Below are 17,668 nucleotides of genomic sequence, written 5' to 3'. Positions count from 1 at the left end.
GTCGACATGCGTAGAACTTGGGTTCCCGCCTGCGCGGGAACGACGTAGGTTTTTGCAGGTGGACATTCACGCCATCCACCTTCGGCGTTGTCAGCCCAGTTCCTTGACCAGCGCCGGCACTACCTCGAACAGGTCGCCCACGATGCCGTAGTCGGCCACCGAGAAGATCGGCGCTTCCGGATCCTTGTTGATGGCGACGATGGTCTTCGAATCCTTCATGCCGGCCAGGTGCTGGATCGCGCCGGAGATGCCGACGGCGATGTACAGCTGCGGGGCGACGATCTTGCCGGTCTGGCCGACCTGCCAGTCGTTCGGCACGTAGCCGGCGTCGACGGCGGCGCGCGAGGCGCCCATGGCGGCGCCCAGCTTGTCGGCCAGCGGTTCCAGGATCTTGAAGTTGTCGCCCGAGCCCATGCCGCGGCCGCCGGAGACGACGATCTTGGCGCCCGTCAGTTCCGGACGATCCGACTTGGCCAGTTCGCGGCCCACGAAGGACGACTTGCCGAAGTCGGCGGCGGCGGCGACCGTTTCCACGTCAGCGGAGCCACCCTCGGCGGCGGCGGCGTCGAAGCCGGTGCCGCGCACGGTGATGACCTTCACGCTGTCCGTCGACTGCACGGTGGCGATGGCGTTGCCGGCGTAGATCGGGCGCTCGAAGGTGTCCGGCGAATCGACCTTGGTGATTTCCGAGATCTGGGCCACGTCCAGCTTGGCGGCGACGCGCGGCAGGATGTTCTTGCCGAAGGCCGAGGCCGGGGCCAGGATGTGCGAGTACGAACCGGCAATTGCCAGCACCTGCTCGGCGACGTTCTCGGCCAGGCCGTCGGCGAAGTACGGCGCGTCGGCGACCAGCACTTTGGCGACGCCGGCGACCTTGGCGGCCGCTTCGGCGACGGCGCCGCAGTTGCTGCCGGCGACGAGCACGTGGACGTCACCGCCGCACTGGGCGGCCGCGGTGACGGTGTTCAGGGTGACGGCCTTCAGCGAGGCGTTGTCGTGTTCTGCAATGACGAGTGCGACCATGATGTTCCTTGTCCGTTTGTTCTATCAGATGACCTTGGCTTCGGTGCGCAGCTTCGCCACCAGCGTCGCGACGTCCGGCACCTTCACGCCGGCCGAGCGCTTGGCCGGCTCGGCGACCTTGATGGTCTTCAGGCGCGGGGTCACGTCGACGCCCAGGTCTTCCGGCTTGATGGTTTCCAGCGGCTTCTTCTTGGCCTTCATGATGTTCGGCAGCGTCACGTAGCGCGGCTCGTTCAGGCGCAGGTCGGTGGTGACGATGGCCGGCAGCGACAGCGCCACGGTTTCCAGGCCGCCGTCCACTTCGCGGGTCACGGTGACCTTGCCGTCTTCCAGCACCACCTTCGAGGCGAAGGTCGCCTGCGGCCAGCCCAGCAGGGCCGCCAGCATCTGGCCGGTCTGGTTCGAATCGTCGTCGATCGCCTGCTTGCCGAGGATGATCAGCTGCGGCTGCTCCTTGTCGGCCAGCGCCTTGAGCACCTTGGCCACGGCCAGCGGCTCGATGGCGGCATCGGTCTCGACCAGGATGCCGCGGTCGGCGCCGATGGCCATGCCGGTGCGCAGGGTTTCCTGGGCCTGGGTGACGCCGCAGGTCACGGCCACGATCTCGGTGACCTTGCCGGCTTCCTTCAGGCGCGTGGCTTCTTCCATCGCGATCTCGTCGAACGGGTTCATCGACATTTTGACGTTGGCGATATCGACGCCGCTACCGTCGGACTTGACGCGGACCTTGACGTTGTAGTCGACCACGCGCTTGACGGGTACCAGGACTTTCATAGTGTGCCTTTGAAAAATATGGTGATTGTGGCTCTAAAAATGCTCTGAATTATAAAAGCAAATACCGTTCGAGACAGAATTAAAGCACGATCGTGCGATTTCTGGCTAGAGGAACTGCCCTAATCGTGCGCGCCCTGCATTTTTGCTCGGTGGGAAAACGGGTGGGAAGCGTGCGACGGGGCCATGTTGCCGCCCCGCCAGGGACATACGAGGAAGGATTACTTACGGCGCAGCCAGAAGGTGAATTCGCCGTTGATGTGGGTGTGCGCCAGCAGCGCATTGCCGGTTTGCTTGGCGAACGCCTGGAAGTCGCGCACGGAACCGGTATCGGTCGCGACGATGCGCAGCACTTCGCCGCTGGCCAGTTCCGCCAACGCCTTCTTGGCCTTGAGGATCGGCAACGGGCAATTCAAGCCACGCGCATCCAGGTCCTTCTGGACCTCGATGGTGCCGGTGTCGATTATGGTTTCAGTCATCGATTTGCCTGCGGGTTGTGGGCCTACGCCCGAATACTACTCCAATTACGGGATTATGACGCGGCGCACCAAATTTTGGTATCCGTGTTGTGTTGCAACAACAGCAAGAACTTGACAGACGGGATCAACGGTCGAGCGACCGGAAGGAAGGGTTTGTTGACGGCATGGTGGGCACCACGTGCCCACCATGCATGCCGATTACGCCGAGACGCGCTCGCCGACCCAGCCGGCCACGCCGGCCAGCGCCTGCGGCAGGCCCGAAGGATCGGTACCGCCGGCTTGCGCCATGTCAGGACGGCCGCCGCCCTTGCCGCCCACCTGCTGGGCGACGAAGTTGACGAGCTCGCCCGCCTTGACCTTGCCCGTGGCGTCCTTGGTGACGCCGGCGATCAGGCTGACCTTGCCGTCGGATACCGACGCCAGCACGATGGCCGCCGTCTTGAGCTTGTCCTTCAGCTTGTCCATGGTCTCGCGCAGCGTGCCGACGTCGGCGCCTTCCATCGTCGCGGCCAGCACCTTGATGCCGTTCACGTCGATGGCCTTGGCCAGCATCTCGTCGACCTGGCCGGCGGCCAGTTTCGACTTCAGCGCGGCGATTTCCTTTTCCAGCGACTTCACCTGGTCCTGCACCTGGGCGATGCGCGACGGCAGTTCGTCCGGGCTCGTCTTGAGGGCGCCGGCCGCGTCGTTCAGCTTGCGGTTGATCGACTGCACCAGGGCCAGTGCGCCCTCTCCCGTCACGGCTTCGACGCGGCGGATGCCGGCGGCCACGCCCGATTCGGACACGATCTTGAACAGGCCGATGTCGCCCGTGCGGGTGACGTGCACGCCGCCGCACAGTTCCTTCGACGAGCCGATGTCCAGCACGCGCACGGTGTCGCCGTACTTCTCGCCGAACAGGGCCATGGCGCCGTGCTTGATGGCGTCGTCCATCGACATGTGCTGTGCCTGGGTCGCGTGGTTTTCCAGGATCTCGCGGTTGACGATCGCTTCCACTTGCGCGATCTGCTCGGCCGTCATGGGCGCGTTGTGCGAGAAGTCGAAGCGGGTCTTGTCCGGATCGACCAGCGAGCCCTTCTGCTGCACGTGGCTGCCCAGGACTTCGCGCAGGGCCTTGTGCATCAGGTGGGTGGCCGAGTGGTTGCGGATGGTGCGCGCGCGCTTGACTTCATCGACTTGCGCGTCGACCGTGTCGCCCACTTTCAGCGAGCCCGACTGCAGCACGCCGTGGTGGCCGAACACCTCGGCCTGGATCTTCAGCGTGTCCTCGACCTCGAACACGCCGCCGGCCGCCTTGATCACGCCCTTGTCGCCGACCTGGCCGCCCGATTCCGCATAGAACGGAGTGGTGTCCAGCACGACGATGCCGTCCTGGCCGGCTTTCAGTTCCTGCACCGACACGCCGCCCGCGTACAGGGCCAGCACGTGGGTGTTGTGCACCAGCGATTCGTAGCCGACGAACTTGGTCTTCTCGCCCGCGTACTCGACGTTGGCGGCCATTTTGAACTTGCCGGCCGCGCGCGCGGTCTTCTTCTGCTGCTCCATGGCGGCGGCGAAGCCCTCCTCGTCCAGCGTGACGCCGCGCTCGCGGCAGATGTCCGCGGTCAGGTCGAGCGGGAAGCCGTAGGTGTCGTACAGCGTGAAGGCGGTGGCGCCGTCCAGGTTCTTGGGATCCTTCTGCAGCTGGGCTTCGAGGATCTTCATGCCGTTTTCCAGCGTCTCGCCGAAACGCTCTTCCTCGGCCTTCAAGGTCTGCATGACGCGCTCTTTCGCCTCGTGCAGTTCCGGATAGGCGCTGCCCATCTCGATGTCGAGGTCTTCCACCAGCTTGTAGAAGAACGGCTTGGTCTGGCCCAGCTTGTGGCCGTGGCGCAGCGCGCGGCGGATGATGCGGCGCAGGACGTAGCCGTGGCCTTCGCTGCTGGGGATGATGCCGTCGACGATCAGGAAGCTGGCCGCGCGGATGTGGTCGGCGATGACCTTCAGCGAGTTGTTGTTCAGGTCGGTCGCGCCGGTTTCGCGGGCGGCGGCCTTGATCAGGTTCTGGAACAGGTCGATCTCGTAGTTCGAGTGCACGTGCTGCAGCACGGCGGCCAGGCGCTCCAGGCCCATGCCCGTGTCGATCGACGGCTTCGGCAGCGGGGTCAGGACGCCCTGTTCGTCGCGGTTGAACTGCATGAACACGAGGTTCCAGATCTCGATGAAGCGGTCGCCGTCTTCCTCGGCCGAACCCGGGGGGCCGCCCCAGATGTCGGCGCCGTGGTCGTAGAAGATCTCCGTGCACGGGCCGCAGGGACCGGTGTCGGCCATCTGCCAGAAATTGTCCGATGCGTAGCGCGCGCCCTTGTTGTCGCCGATGCGGATGATGCGTTCCTTCGGCACGCCGATTTCGTTGGCCCAGATGTCGTAGGCCTCGTCGTCCTCGAAATAGACGGTGATCGTCAGCTTCTCGGCGGGCAGGTTATAGACCTTGGTCAGCAGTTCCCAGGCAAAGTTGATCGCGTCGCGCTTGAAATAGTCGCCGAAGCTGAAGTTGCCCAGCATTTCGAAGAAGGTGTGGTGGCGCGCGGTATAGCCGACGTTTTCCAGGTCGTTGTGCTTGCCGCCGGCGCGCACGCAGCGCTGCACGGTGGTGGCGCGCTTGTACGGACGCGTGTCCAGGCCCAGGAATACGTCCTTGAACTGCACCATGCCGCTGTTGGTCAGCAGCATCGTCGGGTCGTTGCCCGGCACGAGCGGGCTGGAGCGGACGATGGTATGGCCTTTGGATTCAAAGAACTTGAGGAACTTCTCGCGAATTTCGGAGGATTTCATGTCGTAAGGGCGAATGAGGGCAGCATGCTTATAAAGAAAATGATTATAGCGTGTCAGCGAATACAGCAAGGCCTATATCGGCATTGCACCCATTCGCCATTGCCAAATCCGCAACACTGACGTCATGCCCTGACGTTTCCCCCTAACGCAGCAATGCCGGCACCGCCGTCGGCTGCCCGTTCGCCTGCCTCATGACCGCCGCTGCCGCCTGCTGCAGGATCTGTGCGCGCGTCATGGCCGGCAGGATGGTGCCGTGGCTGCCATCGCCAGGCGCCTTCCCGGTCAGGCGGGCGAACAACAGGGCCGCCTGCACGATGTGCACGGGCGGATCGTGAGGCAGGAAGGTCGGATCGATTGGCGCGTTCATGTACCGGTAACGGTAGGCGCCGGATTTTCTTGAAAGGTTTTTAGCGAAAACCCGGTCCGATCAGGTCGATGCGGTCCGTGCAGAACGCGTCCACGCCCCAGCCCAGCAGTTCGCGGGCGCGCGCCGGCTCGTTGACGGTATAGCAGAACAGGCCCAGGCCGGCGGCCTTGACGTCCGCCGCCTGCGCCGCCGTCAGCGCCAGGTGGTCGACGTGCAGCGCGGCGACGTCGAGCGCGGCCGCCCGTTCGCGCCAGTCCGGGGGCAAGGCGTCGACCAGCAGCGCGCGCGGCAGCCGCGGCGCGGCCACGCGGGCCGCTTGCAGGGCCGCCTCGCTGAACGAGGACAGCAAGGGCACGCGCGCCGCCTGCCCGCTCGCCGGCGCATGGTCTAACTCCTCGGCGAACAGCGCCGCCGTCATGCGCGCGACCGTCGTGCCGGTGGCGGCGTCGAAGCCGGGTGCGGGCTTGAGCTCGATGTTCATCCAGACGCCGTGCGCCTTGCAGTACTGGGCGAACTCGGCGAACAGCGGCACCGGCTCGCCCGCGTAGCCGGGACCGAACCAGCTGCCCGCATCCAGCGCCGCCAGCGCCAGCGCGTCGTAATCGGTCACGCTGCCCGGCGCCGCCACCGTGCGGCCCAGCACCGGATCGTGCAGCACCACGGGCACGCCGTCGCGCGCCAGCATCACGTCGTATTCGATCGCCCGGAAGCCCGCCACCATGCCGCGCCGGACGCCGGCCAGCGTGTTTTCCGGGGCCAGCGTACCGCCGCCGCGGTGGGCGAGAATCCTGGGATAGGGCCACATGGTCATCTCCATTCAGGTCCAGATCGGCAAGGCCCACACCAGCCAGGCGCAGGCGGCCACGTTCAGCGCGACCGTCAGCCAGAACACGCGCTGGAACGCCGCCTTGGACGTCTTGTGGCGCAGCCGGCGCTGGGCAATCAAGGCACCCGGCCAGCCGCCCAGCAGGGCCAGCGCCAGCAGCGTGCGTTCGGGCGTGCGCCGGCCGCCGCGCCGGGCCGCGGCCTTGTCGTTCGCGTAGACGGCGAAGCAGACGACGCTCAGGCCCAGGTAGGCGAGCGCGAGCAGCGATGCGATGGAATGCAGGGAAGTCATGGCAGGAGCTTACGTGCGCCCGTCTCTCATGTCCATATGGAAATCTCGATACCCGCGCTGGGTTCGGCAACGAACGGAGCATCTCCCGTGCGTGGCCTACGCTCGACCTTCGATGGATTATTCAAGGAGGACAAGATGGGTTTTGATTTCGGAAACCTGCTGCAGCACTACCTCGGCGGCAATGCCAATCCGGCCCAGGCCGAGAACGATTTCGACAACGTCGCGCAGAACGCGCCGCGCGCCTCGCTGGCGCAGGGCGTGACGGAAGCGCTGCGTTCCGGCCAGACGCCGCCGTTCGCGCAGCTCGTCGGCCAGCTGTTCAGCAACGGCAGCCCGGACCAGCGTGCCGGCATGCTCAACCGCCTGATCTCGAACATCAACCCGTCCGTGCTGGCGACCGTCGCCGGCGGCGTGCTGGGCAACCTGAAAGGCGCCGAGCAGGGCCACATCTCGCCGGAGCAGGCGGCGCAGCTGTCGCCGCAGACGGTCCAGGAACTGGCGGCCCGCGCGGAACAGGACAACCCCGGCATCGTCGAACGCATGGGCGACTTCTACGCCGAACACCCGACGCTGGTGAAGACCATCGGCGGCGCCGCGCTGGCGGTCGCGCTGGGCTATATGGCCAAGGGACTGCAGAACCGCGGCAACGACACCACCAACCAACCCGCAACCACCGACAAAGGAGCAAACATGGGCATCCTCGGCGACATCTTCCACAAGATCTTCCCGGCCAAGCATCCGGCCAACACCACCCCGGCCCAACCGGCCCCGACACAAGCCGCGCCCGCCCCGGCGCCGGCCGCGCCACAGCCGGTCCCCCAGGCAGCGCCCGCCCCGGCCCCCGCCCCGGCCGCCGCGGTGCCGCAGGTGGACGTGGAACAGGTGCTGGCCACGATGCAGCAGCAATCCGGCCAGCAGCTGAACTGGCGCACGTCGATCGTCGACCTGCTCAAGCTGCTGGGCCTGGACAGCAGCCTGCAGGCGCGCAAGGAACTGGCGGCCGAGCTGCACTACACCGGCGATACCAACGACTCGGCCAGCATGAACATCTGGCTGCACCGCCAGGTCATGAACAAGCTGGCGGCCAATGGCGGCAAGGTGCCGGCGGATCTGAAGGACTGAGTCCGGCGCCATTGATGGCATAAGAACGTCGTCCCTGCGCAGGCAGGGACCCAATTTCTGCTGGCGCTGTCGCTGCGCACACAAGATTGGGTCCCTGCCTGCGCAGGGACGACGGCGTTTCAGGTCCTCAATCGGCCAGGCTCGCATTCGCCGCCGTCCCGCACGAGAAACAGTAGCGCATGAACGCGTTCTTGCGCGTGCCGCACCCGGCGCAGCGGTCGAACAGGCCGATGCCGCAATGGGGACAGTTGTTCAGCGTGCCGTCGCGGAAATCCGTGACGCGCTCGCACGACGGGCAGACGTTCTTGCGGATGCGTTCCAGCGCCACGTCGTAGCGCATCGTCGTGCGCCGCTCCTGTTCCGGCAGCGCCTCGGCCGCCTTCTGCCGGGCCAGCCAGGCATTGAGCCAGCGGATCGCGTAGCGCCCGACGAGGACGGTGACGACGATCCCGACGCCGTAGCGCACATAGCCACCGTAGCTGGGCAGGTACGGGACCAGCTCGACGAAGAAGGCGAACAGCGCGAAGAAGATGAAGCCCCAGGCGAACGGCCAGTAGGTGCTGTTGCGCTTGTGCTTGAACAGCCAGCCGGCCGCCAGCAGCAGCGGCAGCGTCAGCGCGAGGCGGTACAGAAAGACCTTGCGCTGTGCCCGTTCGGCGGCATCGGCGGCCGCCTTGCGCGCCGGTGCCAGCAGTGCCTCGTAGGCGTTGGTGGCGCGGCGTTGCGCCTGACTGGCATCGAGGGCGACCTGCTGCTGGTCCTGGACGGCGGCCAGCGCCGCGCGTTCGGCGGCGACGAGGCCGTCCAGCTGGCGGGTACGCTCGACAAGTTCGCGGTCCTGGTCCGGCCGCGCCGTCGTCTGGCGCGTCGCGATCCAGTTGCCGAAGGCCTGGCGCGCGCTGCGCGTGTTGGCCTGCGCCACCTCGTGCTTCTGGCGCGCCTGTGCCAGGGCCTGGCTCGCCGCATCGTGCGCCCTGCGGGCGCGTTCGATGTCGGCGCGCAATGCGGCGCCGCGGGAAGCATCGATCAATTGCTCGGCCGATGGCAGCGTCTCGAGGTCGGCCATGTTGCCGACGATCTTGCCGCCCAGCCCGATCAGGAAACCGGCAAACACGATGGCGACGAGCCACAAGGCCCGCCGCATCCACTGCTCGGTCAAGCGCAAACCCTTGTTCATTCGACGGCTCCCATGATTGAAAATCACAGGTTGTCATCAAACAACTAGCGGGTAAATAAAGAAGTCTCGGACACCTGCTTTGCGCTACCGCAGGTGCCGCACCGTGCTACCTCAGACGAATTAGAAGTAGCTCAGGCCCAGCGCCTTGCGCACTTCATCCATGGTCTGCGCCGCCACTTCGCGCGCCTTGAGCGTGCCTTCCTTGAGGATCTGCAGCACCTGGCCCTTGTCCTTGGCCAGTTCCTCGCGGCGCGTGCGGATCGGCTCGATCAGTTCCTGCAGGATGCCTTCCAGGCGCTTCTTGACGACGGAGTCGCCCAGGCCGCCGCGCTGGTAGTGCGCCTTCATCTCGGCCAAGCCTTCCTTGTCCGTGTCGAACGCGTCCAGGTACAGGAAGGCGACGTTGCCTTCGATGTGGCCCGGGTCCGAGACCTTCAGGTGCAGCGGGTCCGTGTAGACCATCTTGACGGCGGCGCGGATCTCGTCGGCAGTCGCGCCCAGGTTGATCGTATTGCCCAGCGACTTGCTCATCTTGGCCTTGCCGTCGATGCCCGGCAGGCGGCCCACTTCCGGCACGATCGCCTTGCACTCGACGAGGATGTCGCGGCCGGCGTCGCGGTTGAAGCGGCGCACGATCTCGTTGCACTGCTCGATCATCGGGATCTGGTCTTCGCCCACCGGCACGATCGAGGCCTTGAACGCCGTGATGTCGGCGGCCTGGCTGGCCGGGTAGACGAGGAAGCCGGCCGGGATGTCGCGCTCGAAGCCGCGCAGGATGATTTCCTGCTTGACGGTGGGGTTGCGCTCCAGGCGCGACACCGTCACCAGGTTCAGGTAGTAGAAGGTCAGCTCGGCCAGCTCCGGGATCTGCGACTGCACGAGGATCGTCGACTTGGCCGGGTCGATCCCCACGGCAAGGTAATCGAGCGCCACTTCCACCACGTTCCGGTGTACCTTACCGATGTCATCCATGTTGTCGGTGAGCGCCTGGGCGTCCGCGAGCATGATGTACTGACGGTATTGATCCTGGTAAGTGACGCGATTGCGGAGGCTGCCGACGAAGTGGCCCAGGTGCAGCGGCCCGGTGGGACGATCGCCGGTCAGGATGACAGGCGCGGGAGCGTTCGAGGTTTGCTGACTCATCGAGTTTCCTTAAAAACGGTGTTTCAAGCCTCGATCCGCGCGTAAAAAAACGCCACCTGAATCGAGGCGGCGTTTAGTCGAGATACACATCCATACCCTGGCCGCGCGCTGTCAGCGGCGCCACCAGGACTGTACGGATTGTGGATACGAAAAATTCATGGGCTGCATGGTTGCAGGTTGACGCAGCGCTGTCAACCGCCACGCGACATGGCCCCCGTCCCGCATCGCCTTTTTTCATGACGCGGGAAGGTGCTGGATTTTTTGTTGCAACAAAATTAACAAGATTGGTGAATTATGACTACGACAAAGAGCACGAACAGCCACGCCCGTCCCCTCGAACTGTGGGGCGGCCTCGAATGCACCGTCAATCGCGTCCGCGACGACTATCACCAGCAGCTCGAACGCAACGGCCACCACGACCGTGCCGACGACATCGAACGCTTCGCCGCCACCGGCATCCGCGCCATCCGCTATCCCGTCCTGTGGGAACGCACGGCCCCCGACGGCATCGACAAAGCCGACTGGACCTGGCCGGACGAGCGCCTGCCCGCCCTGCGCGAACACGGCGTGACGCCGATCGCCGGCCTGATCCACCACGGCAGCGGCCCGCGCCACACGAGCCTCGTCGATCCCGCCTTCGCCGGGCAGCTGGCCGAGTACGCCGGCGCCGTCGCCGCGCGCTATCCATGGCTCGAGTACTACACGCCCGTCAACGAGATCTGCACGACGGCCCGCTTCGCCGGCCTGTACGGCGTCTGGTATCCGCACGGCCGCGACGACCGCACTTTCATCCAGGCGCTGCTGAACCAGTGCCGCGCCACCGTGCTGTCGATGCGCGCGATCCGCGCCGTCAACCCGCAAGCAAAACTGGTGCAGACGGACGACTTGGGCAAGACCTACGGCACGCCCGAGATGGGCCGCATCGTCGAGTTCTACAACGAGCGCCGCTGGCTCGGCTGGGACCTGCTGTGCGGCATGGTCGACGAAGGGCACGCCTTGTGGAACTACTTGCTCAAGACCGGCATCCCGGCCGAGGAATTCCTGTGGTTCAAGGACAATCCCTGCCCGCCGGACGTCATGGGCGTCAATTACTACGTGACGAGCGAGCGCTGGCTCGACCACCGTCCGGAACGCTACCCCGAGCACCACCGCGGCGTGGCCGACGGCATCCCCTGCGCCGACATCGAAGCCTCGCGCGCACTGGCCACGCCGACGGCCGGCATCGCGCCGCTGCTGATGGAAGCCTGGGAACGCTACGGCATCCCGCTGGCCATCACCGAAGCCCACATCGACGCCAACCGCGAGGACCAGCTGCGCTGGCTGCTCGAGATCTGGGAAGGCGCCAAGGAAGCGCGCGGGGGCGGCGCCGACGTGCGCGCCGTCACCGTCTGGTCGCTGCTGGGCGCCTTCGACTGGAACAGCCTCGTCACCCAGGCCCGCGGCTACTACGAGTCGGGCGCCTTCGACGTGCGCTCGCAGCCGCCGCGCCCGACCGCGGTGGCGCGCATGATGCGCGAACTGTCGTCCGGCACGCCGCTGTCGCACCCGGTGCTGCGCGCCCAGGGCTGGTGGCGCCGCCCGGGGCGCTTCCTGTGCCAGCCGGTCGCCACGCCCGACGCCATCACGTCGATCACGGCCGACGGCCACGTCCAGGTCCCCGGCGACGTGCGCCCCGTGCTGATCACGGGCGCCACCGGCACGCTGGGCCGCGCCTTCGCCCTCGCCTGCCACCGCCGCCGCATCGCCTGCCGCCTGCTGTCGCGCCAGGACATGGACATTGGCGATGCCGACTCCATCGAGCGCGCGCTGGCGCAGTACCGTCCCTGGGCCGTGATCAACACGGCCGGCTACGTGCGCGTGGACGATGCCGAGCGCGATGGCGAACGCGAACGCTGCATGCGCGAGAACGCCGACGGCGCCGCCAACCTGGCCGCCGCCTGCGCGCGCCACGGCGTGCACCTGACCACGTTCTCCAGCGACCTCGTGTTCGACGGCGCCAAGGACACGCCCTACGTCGAAAGCGATGCCGCCGCGCCGCTGAACGTCTACGGCCGCAGCAAGCAGGACGCGGAACGGCGCGTGCTGGAAGCGCACCCGGGCGCCCTCGTCGTGCGCACCAGCGCCTTCTTCGGCCCCTGGGACCGGCACAACTTCGTCACCCTGGCGCTGCAGGCGCTGGAGCGCGGCGAGACCTTCCGCGCCGCGTCCGACCTGACCGTCTCGCCCACCTACGTGCCGGACCTGGTGCATACCTGCCTCGATCTCGCCATCGACGCGGAAGCGGGCATCTGGCACCTGGCCAACGCGGGCGCCGTCACCTGGGCCGAGCTGGCGCGCAAGGCCGCCGACGCCGCCGGCATCGATGCCGCCACGTTGCAGGCCGTGCCCGCAGCCGAACTGGGCATGGCCGCGGCGCGCCCGCGCTACGCCGCCATGACGAGCGAACGCGGCATCCTGCTGCCGCCGCTGGACAACGCCATCGCGCGCTACCTTGAGCTGCGCAATCAGGACGATCCGGAGATGGAAGAGCTGATCCGCACGGCGGAAAGCCGCCAGCCGCAGGCGGGCGAGCGCCAGCTCGAACAAACCCCGGTGGACGCGCTGCAGGTCAAGCGCAGCTGAAGTAAAGGCCCGCAAGGCGGACCGCCGCAGGAAGTCGCCGGCATGCCGCCCGGGCTACCCGGGCCATCGCCGCATGCGGGCGGCAGCGCCGTCCCCCGTTCAGCGCGCCGGCACGGCGCCCACCGGTTCCACGCCGGCGGGCGCCTCCGGCTTGCGCGCGCGTCCGCCCACGAGAACGCAGAACGTCCTCGGCATCGCGCGCATGGCCACCGCGTAGGCGAGCGGCGTGATCCCGACGAGCACCAGGAAGGTCGGCGCCGCGTAGCCGATATCGAGCACGCTGGCCCCATAGTGGGCGCACAGGTTTTCCGCCAGGCGGATCAAGGGTGTATGCGTCAGGAACAGCAGGAAGCTGTATTTGCTGTAGTTCGCCGCCCAGTCGCCGAAGCGTGTGCCGAGCAGTAGCGACGATGCCGGCCAGACCGCCAGCGGGGCCGTCAGGTAGATGTAGACGTAATCGTCGACCCTGAAGTAGATCGTGCCGATGCAGACGGCCGCCAGCAGCGCCAGCGCGGGCACCGCGAAACGGTCCAGGCGCCTGACGTCCCAGCGGCCCGTCGCCGCCATGCCGCCGATGTAGAACAGCACTGCCATCGTATTGCAGTTGACCAGGTGGCCGTCCAGGTCGTTCATGAAGACGGCGATGACGAGGATGAGGCCCAGCGTCGGCATGCGCCGCATGAAGTAGCCGAACAGCGGCGCCAGGAGGACCAGGACGAACAGGTCGCGCAGGAAGTGCAATGCCCCGTTCAGCGGGATGCCATCGTAGTTGAACAGGTAATTGAGAATCTGATGATCCGGCTTGCTGACCAGCAGGTACAGCGGCGCCCATCCCGTCGTGTATTCGATCCCGTACTGCACGGCGAAATAGACGATATTGAAGAAAAAGAACGGTACCAGCAGCGTCCGGATCTTCTTCGCGTACAGCTTGAGCGGTGCCAGGTCGAGTCCGCTGGCAAATAGCAGGTAGCCGGACACCATCGTCAATGTCGGCACGGCCAGCCTTCCCAGTTCGTCCTGGAAGAAAAACCTGGCCAGCTGCAGCAGGTCGTTGCCGTCCAGGGCCTTTACGTTGGGCGTACCGATGTGCAGCAACACGACGAACAGGATAAGCACCGTGCGCAGGATCGAAATACGTTTCGCGATATCAGGGGCGAGATGCATGGTTTTCTACGATGAATCACGAGGCTAGTTTGTTAAGCAAATAACATGCCCGAGAAATATTTTCCTTTTTTAACAATTGCTTAGAAACACATTTTGGTCAGCCAGTAGGGCCGGTGTAAAAAAGTCCGACATATTGCTTGCGTTCCGCGCTTGACAACCGATCCGGCTACCCATGGTTTGCGCCCCCACCGCCATCATGTTTACAATGGCAAGCGCCACCATTTCCTGTGCCAAGCCGCCCGTGCAAGAGCAACACGCCTTCCCCTTCCTACGGGAAATCCTCCTGTTCCTGACCCTGTCCGGCATCCTGATCCCCACGCTGCAGCGCCTGCGCATCAACCCGGTGCTGGGCTTCCTTGCCGTCGGCGCCCTGCTCGGCCCCTTCGGTCTCGGGCGCATGGCCGAGGACCTGCACTGGCTCGGCTGGTTCACCTTCCCCAACAACGAGGACGTCGCGATGCTCGCCGAGCTGGGCGTGCTGTTCCTGATGTTCATGATCGGCCTGGAGCTGTCGGCCGCGCGGCTGTGGGCGATGCGGCGCTGGGTGTTCGGCATCGGCGCCGCCCAGGTCGTGCTGTGCGCCGCGCTGGTCGGCGGCGCCGTGGCCCTGCTGCTGGCACCCGGCATGGATGCGGCCCTCGTGCTGGGCCTGGTGCTGTCGCTGTCCTCGACGGCCGTCGTCATGCAGTTGCTGGGCGAGCGCCACGACACCGGCTCGCCCCTGGGCCAGGCCACGTTCGCCGTGCTGATGTTCCAGGACCTGGCCGTGGTGCCGATCCTGATCCTGATCGGCGCGCTGGCCGGCGGTGGGGCAGCCGGCGGCGCGGACATCGCGCTGCAGGTGCTGATCGCAATGGCCAAGGCGGCCGTCGCCATCGCCCTCATCTACCTGGTCGGCGGCCGCGTGGTCCGTCCGCTGTTCCGCGCATTCGCCCGCAACCGCCAGCCGGACGTGTTCATGGCCCTGATCCTGCTGTCGACCTTCGGCATCGCAGGCCTGTGCTGGATGGCCGGACTGTCGATGGCGCTGGGCGCGCTGATCGCGGGCCTGCTGCTGGCGGAGACGGAGTTCAAGCACGAGGTCGAGCTGATGATCGAACCGTTCAAGGGCCTGCTGATGGGCCTGTTCTTCATGACGGTCGGGATGGGCATGGACGTGCTGCAGGTCGTGCAGGCGCCCGTGTGGCTGGCCGGCGCGGTGCTGGGACTGGTGCTGTGCAAGACGGCCGTGATCGCGCCGCTGCTGCGCGCGGGCGGCCTGTCGTGGGGCCGCGCCGTCGAGGGTGGACTGCTGCTGGGCCAGGGCGGCGAGTTCGCCTTCATCGTGATCGGCTACGCCGTCGCCAGCCGGCTGCTCGACGCGGCGCTGGGCGGGCGCGTGATGCTGGCCGTCGGCCTGTCGCTGTTCATCACGCCGCTGCTGGCGAAACTGGGACGCGCCATCGGCGAGCGCTGGGAAGCGCGCGCACGCGCGCACACCCTGCCGCAGGCGGATGCGCTGCCGCCGTCGGCGGGCGGCCGCGTGATCATCGCCGGCTTCGGGCGCGTGGGCCAGCAGCTCGCCAAGCTGCTCGCCAGCCAGGGCATCCCATGGATCGCGTTCGAGACCGACGCCAAGCTGGTGGCGCAGCAGCATGGGGCCGGCGCGCCCGTCTATTTCGGCAATGCGGCGCGCGCCGAACTGCTGCGCCGCGTGCATGCGGGCGAGGCGCCGGCCATCGTGCTCACGATGGACAATCCGGCGGCGGCATTGCAGGCCGTGCGCGGCATCCGGCGCGAATTCCCGCACGCGCGCCTGTTCGCCCGCTCGCGCGACGAAAAGCATGCGCGCACCCTGAAGCGCGCGGGCGCCAGCGTAGTGGTGCCGGAGACGCTGGAAGCGAGCCTGCAGCTGTCGGCCTTCGTGCTCGGCTCCCTGGGCCTGGACGCGCACAGCGTCGACGTGGCCGTCGACAACGAGCGCAGCCTGTTCGCGGCGTCGCTGGAGGCAGAGGCCGGACTATAATCCGCCGAGCCATACAACGACAAAACGAGGAGACAATATGAAGGCATTGGGCCACATCAGGGTCCTGGACCTGTCGCGCGTGCTGGCCGGTCCCTGGTGCGCGCAGAACCTGGCCGACCTGGGCGCCGACGTCATCAAGATCGAACGTCCCGGCGCCGGCGACGACACCCGCGCCTGGGGTCCGCCCTACGCGCCGGATGCCGCGGGCGCGCCGACCACGGAAGCGGCCTACTACCTGTCCGCCAACCGCGGCAAGCGCTCCGTCACCGTCGATATCGCCAGCCCGGCCGGCCAGGCGCTGCTGCGCGAACTGGTCCTCCATTGCGACGTCGTGCTGGAAAACTTCAAGGTCGGCCACCTGGCGCGCTATGGCCTGGACTACGCATCGCTGCGCGCGCTCAAGCCTGACCTCGTGTACTGCTCGATCACGGGCTTCGGCCAGGACGGCCCCTACGCCGGCCGCGCCGGCTACGACTTCCTGGTCCAGGGCATGGGCGGGCTGATGTCGGTCACGGGCGAGCGCGACGACCTGCCCGGCGGCGGCCCGCAGAAGGCCGGCGTCGCCCTGACGGACCTCATGACGGGCATGTATGCGACCGTGGCGATCCTGGCCGCGCTCACGCACCGCGACCGCACGGGCGAAGGCCAGCACATCGACATGTCGCTGCTCGACACGCAGGTCGCCATGCTGGCCAATGTCGGCAGCAGCTACCTCGCCAGCGGCAAGCGTCCGCGCCGCTGGGGCAATGCCCACGCCAGCATCGTGCCCTACCAGACCTTTGCCTGCCTGGACGGCCACCTCATCGTCGCCGCCGGCAACGACGGCCAGTACCGCAAGTTCGTCGAGGCGGGCGGCCGGCCGGAACTGGCGCACGACGCGCGCTTCGCCACCAATCCGCTGCGCGTGCAGAACCGCGATGCGCTGGTGCCGCTGCTGGCCGAGATGGTGCTGGAAAAACGCCGCGACGAATGGATCGCGCTGCTGGAGGAACAGGGCGTGCCGTGCGGACCGATCAACGAGCTGGACGAGGTGTTCGCCAACGAGCAGGTGCGCGCGCGCGGCATGGAGATCGCATTGCCGCACCCCGCCGCGGGCAAGGTGAAACTGGTGCGCAGCCCGATGAAGCTGTCGGCGACGCCGGCGACGAGCGACATGGCACCGCCGCTGCTGGGCCAGCATACGGACGAGGTGCTGCGCGAGGTGCTGGGCAAGAACGGCGAGGAGATCGCCGCCCTGCGGGCGCGCAACGTCGTCTGAGAACCTCGCACAGAAACGCCGTCGCCCCTGCGCAGGCAGGGGCCCAAGTTCGCGTGCGGCGAACAGAATTGGGCCCCTGCCTGCGCAGGGGCGACGCGCTGTCGATTCAAGCGGACGGCATTGCCGCCCACAGAGTTCTTAGTGCAGCTTGTGCTTCAGGTCCGACAGCTCGGCGTGCACGCGGGTCACTGCCGCTTCCAAGTGGGCAGGCATCTGCGGCAGCGAGCGGCTGATGCGCTTGGCTTCGTCGCCCATGTCTTCCAGGCGGTCGACGTATTCGATCACGCGCTGCTGGTCGTTCGATTGCACCACGTCCTTCGCCTGCTGCGCTTCGCGCGACAGCTTCTCGATGCAGTCGCGGATTTCGTTCGGCGCGTCGCCCAGCGCCTGCTGCGCTTCGCCGATGGTTTGCTGAATATGCGTGAATCGCTGCTGGATTTCGTTTGCTTGCAACATGACGTACTCCTTCGCATGGATGGTGAGTGTCCGCACTGCGTGAAGTGCGGGCCTGGAATCGTCATATTAAGCTTTTTACAGCAAAGCTGGCGCACGAAACATACGGAAGAGTGGGGAAACTCAGCAATAATGTGCCCGTATATTTACCGG

Annotated in this window: 15 protein-coding genes; 4 read left to right on the top strand and 11 right to left on the bottom strand. The window is 66.6% G+C overall.

The genetic code is table 11. The features are described 5' to 3' along the window. Positions 1 to 90 precede the first annotated feature (90 nt). From ACI1V7_RS11850 to ACI1V7_RS11820, 7 genes are all read right to left on the bottom strand, one after another. Positions 91 to 1,023 carry an electron transfer flavoprotein subunit alpha/FixB family protein gene (locus ACI1V7_RS11850; protein ID WP_404531961.1) on the bottom strand — a complete coding sequence of 311 codons (933 nt, stop codon included), beginning with the start codon at positions 1,021 to 1,023 and terminating at the stop codon, positions 91 to 93. A gap of 24 nt (positions 1,024 to 1,047) precedes the next feature. Beyond that, positions 1,048 to 1,797, bottom strand: a complete 750-nt coding sequence (locus tag ACI1V7_RS11845) for an electron transfer flavoprotein subunit beta/FixA family protein (RefSeq protein ID WP_290412433.1) — start codon at positions 1,795 to 1,797, stop codon at positions 1,048 to 1,050. Between the two features lie 218 nt (positions 1,798 to 2,015). Then, a complete protein-coding gene (locus ACI1V7_RS11840) occupies positions 2,016 to 2,243 on the bottom strand; it encodes a sulfurtransferase TusA family protein (protein WP_036238555.1) in 228 nt (75 codons plus the stop codon). Between the two features lie 228 nt (positions 2,244 to 2,471). Then, positions 2,472 to 5,087 (bottom strand): alanine--tRNA ligase, encoded by a 2,616-nt coding sequence (alaS, locus tag ACI1V7_RS11835; RefSeq protein WP_404531960.1) that lies wholly within the window; start codon positions 5,085 to 5,087, stop codon positions 2,472 to 2,474. Between the two features lie 142 nt (positions 5,088 to 5,229). Then, on the bottom strand, positions 5,230 to 5,454 hold the full coding sequence (locus ACI1V7_RS11830; protein WP_404531959.1) for a hypothetical protein: 225 nt from the start codon (positions 5,452 to 5,454) through the stop codon (positions 5,230 to 5,232). Between the two features lie 40 nt (positions 5,455 to 5,494). Continuing rightward, positions 5,495 to 6,259 (bottom strand): glycerophosphodiester phosphodiesterase, encoded by a 765-nt coding sequence (gene ugpQ, locus ACI1V7_RS11825; protein ID WP_404531958.1) that lies wholly within the window; start codon positions 6,257 to 6,259, stop codon positions 5,495 to 5,497. Between the two features lie 12 nt (positions 6,260 to 6,271). Continuing rightward, the gene (locus tag ACI1V7_RS11820; RefSeq protein WP_404531957.1) at positions 6,272 to 6,571 is read right to left on the bottom strand and encodes a DUF1294 domain-containing protein; all 300 of its coding nucleotides are present in this window, start codon (positions 6,569 to 6,571) and stop codon (positions 6,272 to 6,274) included. 690 nt (positions 6,572 to 7,261) lie between these two features. Between ACI1V7_RS11820 and ACI1V7_RS11815 the strand changes: the two genes are divergently transcribed. Then, complete coding sequence (locus ACI1V7_RS11815; protein WP_404532521.1) at positions 7,262 to 7,693, top strand: DUF3597 domain-containing protein; 432 nt, start codon at positions 7,262 to 7,264, stop codon at positions 7,691 to 7,693. Between the two features lie 127 nt (positions 7,694 to 7,820). On the opposite strand, the gene ACI1V7_RS11810 is transcribed toward ACI1V7_RS11815, so the two are convergent. Together ACI1V7_RS11810 and trpS are read right to left on the bottom strand one after the other, a co-directional pair. Next, entirely contained in the window at positions 7,821 to 8,870 is a 1,050-nt protein-coding gene (locus ACI1V7_RS11810) for a serine endopeptidase (protein WP_404531955.1), read from the bottom strand. A 120-nt stretch (positions 8,871 to 8,990) separates the two neighbouring features. Further along, complete coding sequence (gene trpS, locus ACI1V7_RS11805) at positions 8,991 to 10,013, bottom strand: tryptophan--tRNA ligase (protein WP_404531953.1); 1,023 nt, start codon at positions 10,011 to 10,013, stop codon at positions 8,991 to 8,993. A 294-nt stretch (positions 10,014 to 10,307) separates the two neighbouring features. On the opposite strand from trpS, the gene ACI1V7_RS11800 reads away from it, so the two are divergent. Further along, positions 10,308 to 12,635: a family 1 glycosylhydrolase gene (locus ACI1V7_RS11800; RefSeq protein ID WP_404531952.1), complete on the top strand. Its 2,328-nt coding sequence runs from the start codon at positions 10,308 to 10,310 to the stop codon at positions 12,633 to 12,635. 99 nt (positions 12,636 to 12,734) lie between these two features. Here the strand turns inward: ACI1V7_RS11800 and ACI1V7_RS11795 are convergent, their stop codons facing one another. Continuing rightward, on the bottom strand, positions 12,735 to 13,799 hold the full coding sequence (locus tag ACI1V7_RS11795; RefSeq protein ID WP_404531951.1) for an acyltransferase family protein: 1,065 nt from the start codon (positions 13,797 to 13,799) through the stop codon (positions 12,735 to 12,737). Between the two features lie 241 nt (positions 13,800 to 14,040). Between ACI1V7_RS11795 and ACI1V7_RS11790 the strand changes: the two genes are divergently transcribed. Continuing rightward, a complete protein-coding gene (locus ACI1V7_RS11790; RefSeq protein WP_404531950.1) occupies positions 14,041 to 15,804 on the top strand; it encodes a cation:proton antiporter domain-containing protein in 1,764 nt (587 codons plus the stop codon). 37 nt (positions 15,805 to 15,841) lie between these two features. Further along, positions 15,842 to 17,062 (top strand): CaiB/BaiF CoA transferase family protein, encoded by a 1,221-nt coding sequence (locus ACI1V7_RS11785; RefSeq protein WP_404531949.1) that lies wholly within the window; start codon positions 15,842 to 15,844, stop codon positions 17,060 to 17,062. Positions 17,063 to 17,200: 138 nt separating this feature from the next. On the opposite strand, the gene ACI1V7_RS11780 is transcribed toward ACI1V7_RS11785, so the two are convergent. Further along, positions 17,201 to 17,518 carry a hypothetical protein gene (locus tag ACI1V7_RS11780; RefSeq protein ID WP_404531948.1) on the bottom strand — a complete coding sequence of 106 codons (318 nt, stop codon included), beginning with the start codon at positions 17,516 to 17,518 and terminating at the stop codon, positions 17,201 to 17,203. Positions 17,519 to 17,668 lie beyond the last annotated feature (150 nt).

The sequence above is a fragment of the Massilia paldalensis genome (assembly GCF_044901715.1).
In the GTDB taxonomy this organism is placed as follows: domain Bacteria; phylum Pseudomonadota; class Gammaproteobacteria; order Burkholderiales; family Burkholderiaceae_D; genus Telluria; species Telluria paldalensis.
Note: the sequence above shows the minus strand (reverse complement) of the source record. Positions and strands in the feature narration are given on the sequence as shown.

What these genes read in the sequence shown, in the direction of transcription:
- ACI1V7_RS11850 (WP_404531961.1), bottom strand. Translation starts at nt 1,023, where the DNA reads ATGGTCGCACTCGTCATTGCAGAACACGACAACGCCTCGCTGAAGGCC.
- ACI1V7_RS11845 (WP_290412433.1), bottom strand. Translation starts at nt 1,797, where the DNA reads ATGAAAGTCCTGGTACCCGTCAAGCGCGTGGTCGACTACAACGTCAAG.
- alaS (WP_404531960.1), bottom strand. Translation starts at nt 5,087, where the DNA reads ATGAAATCCTCCGAAATTCGCGAGAAGTTCCTCAAGTTCTTTGAATCC.
- ACI1V7_RS11830 (WP_404531959.1), bottom strand. Translation starts at nt 5,454, where the DNA reads ATGAACGCGCCAATCGATCCGACCTTCCTGCCTCACGATCCGCCCGTG.
- ugpQ (WP_404531958.1), bottom strand. Translation starts at nt 6,259, where the DNA reads ATGTGGCCCTATCCCAGGATTCTCGCCCACCGCGGCGGCGGTACGCTG.
- ACI1V7_RS11820 (WP_404531957.1), bottom strand. Translation starts at nt 6,571, where the DNA reads ATGACTTCCCTGCATTCCATCGCATCGCTGCTCGCGCTCGCCTACCTG.
- ACI1V7_RS11815 (WP_404532521.1), top strand. Translation starts at nt 7,262, where the DNA reads ATGGGCATCCTCGGCGACATCTTCCACAAGATCTTCCCGGCCAAGCAT.
- ACI1V7_RS11810 (WP_404531955.1), bottom strand. Translation starts at nt 8,870, where the DNA reads ATGAACAAGGGTTTGCGCTTGACCGAGCAGTGGATGCGGCGGGCCTTG.
- trpS (WP_404531953.1), bottom strand. Translation starts at nt 10,013, where the DNA reads ATGAGTCAGCAAACCTCGAACGCTCCCGCGCCTGTCATCCTGACCGGC.
- ACI1V7_RS11800 (WP_404531952.1), top strand. Translation starts at nt 10,308, where the DNA reads ATGACTACGACAAAGAGCACGAACAGCCACGCCCGTCCCCTCGAACTG.
- ACI1V7_RS11795 (WP_404531951.1), bottom strand. Translation starts at nt 13,799, where the DNA reads ATGCATCTCGCCCCTGATATCGCGAAACGTATTTCGATCCTGCGCACG.
- ACI1V7_RS11785 (WP_404531949.1), top strand. Translation starts at nt 15,842, where the DNA reads ATGAAGGCATTGGGCCACATCAGGGTCCTGGACCTGTCGCGCGTGCTG.
- ACI1V7_RS11780 (WP_404531948.1), bottom strand. Translation starts at nt 17,518, where the DNA reads ATGTTGCAAGCAAACGAAATCCAGCAGCGATTCACGCATATTCAGCAA.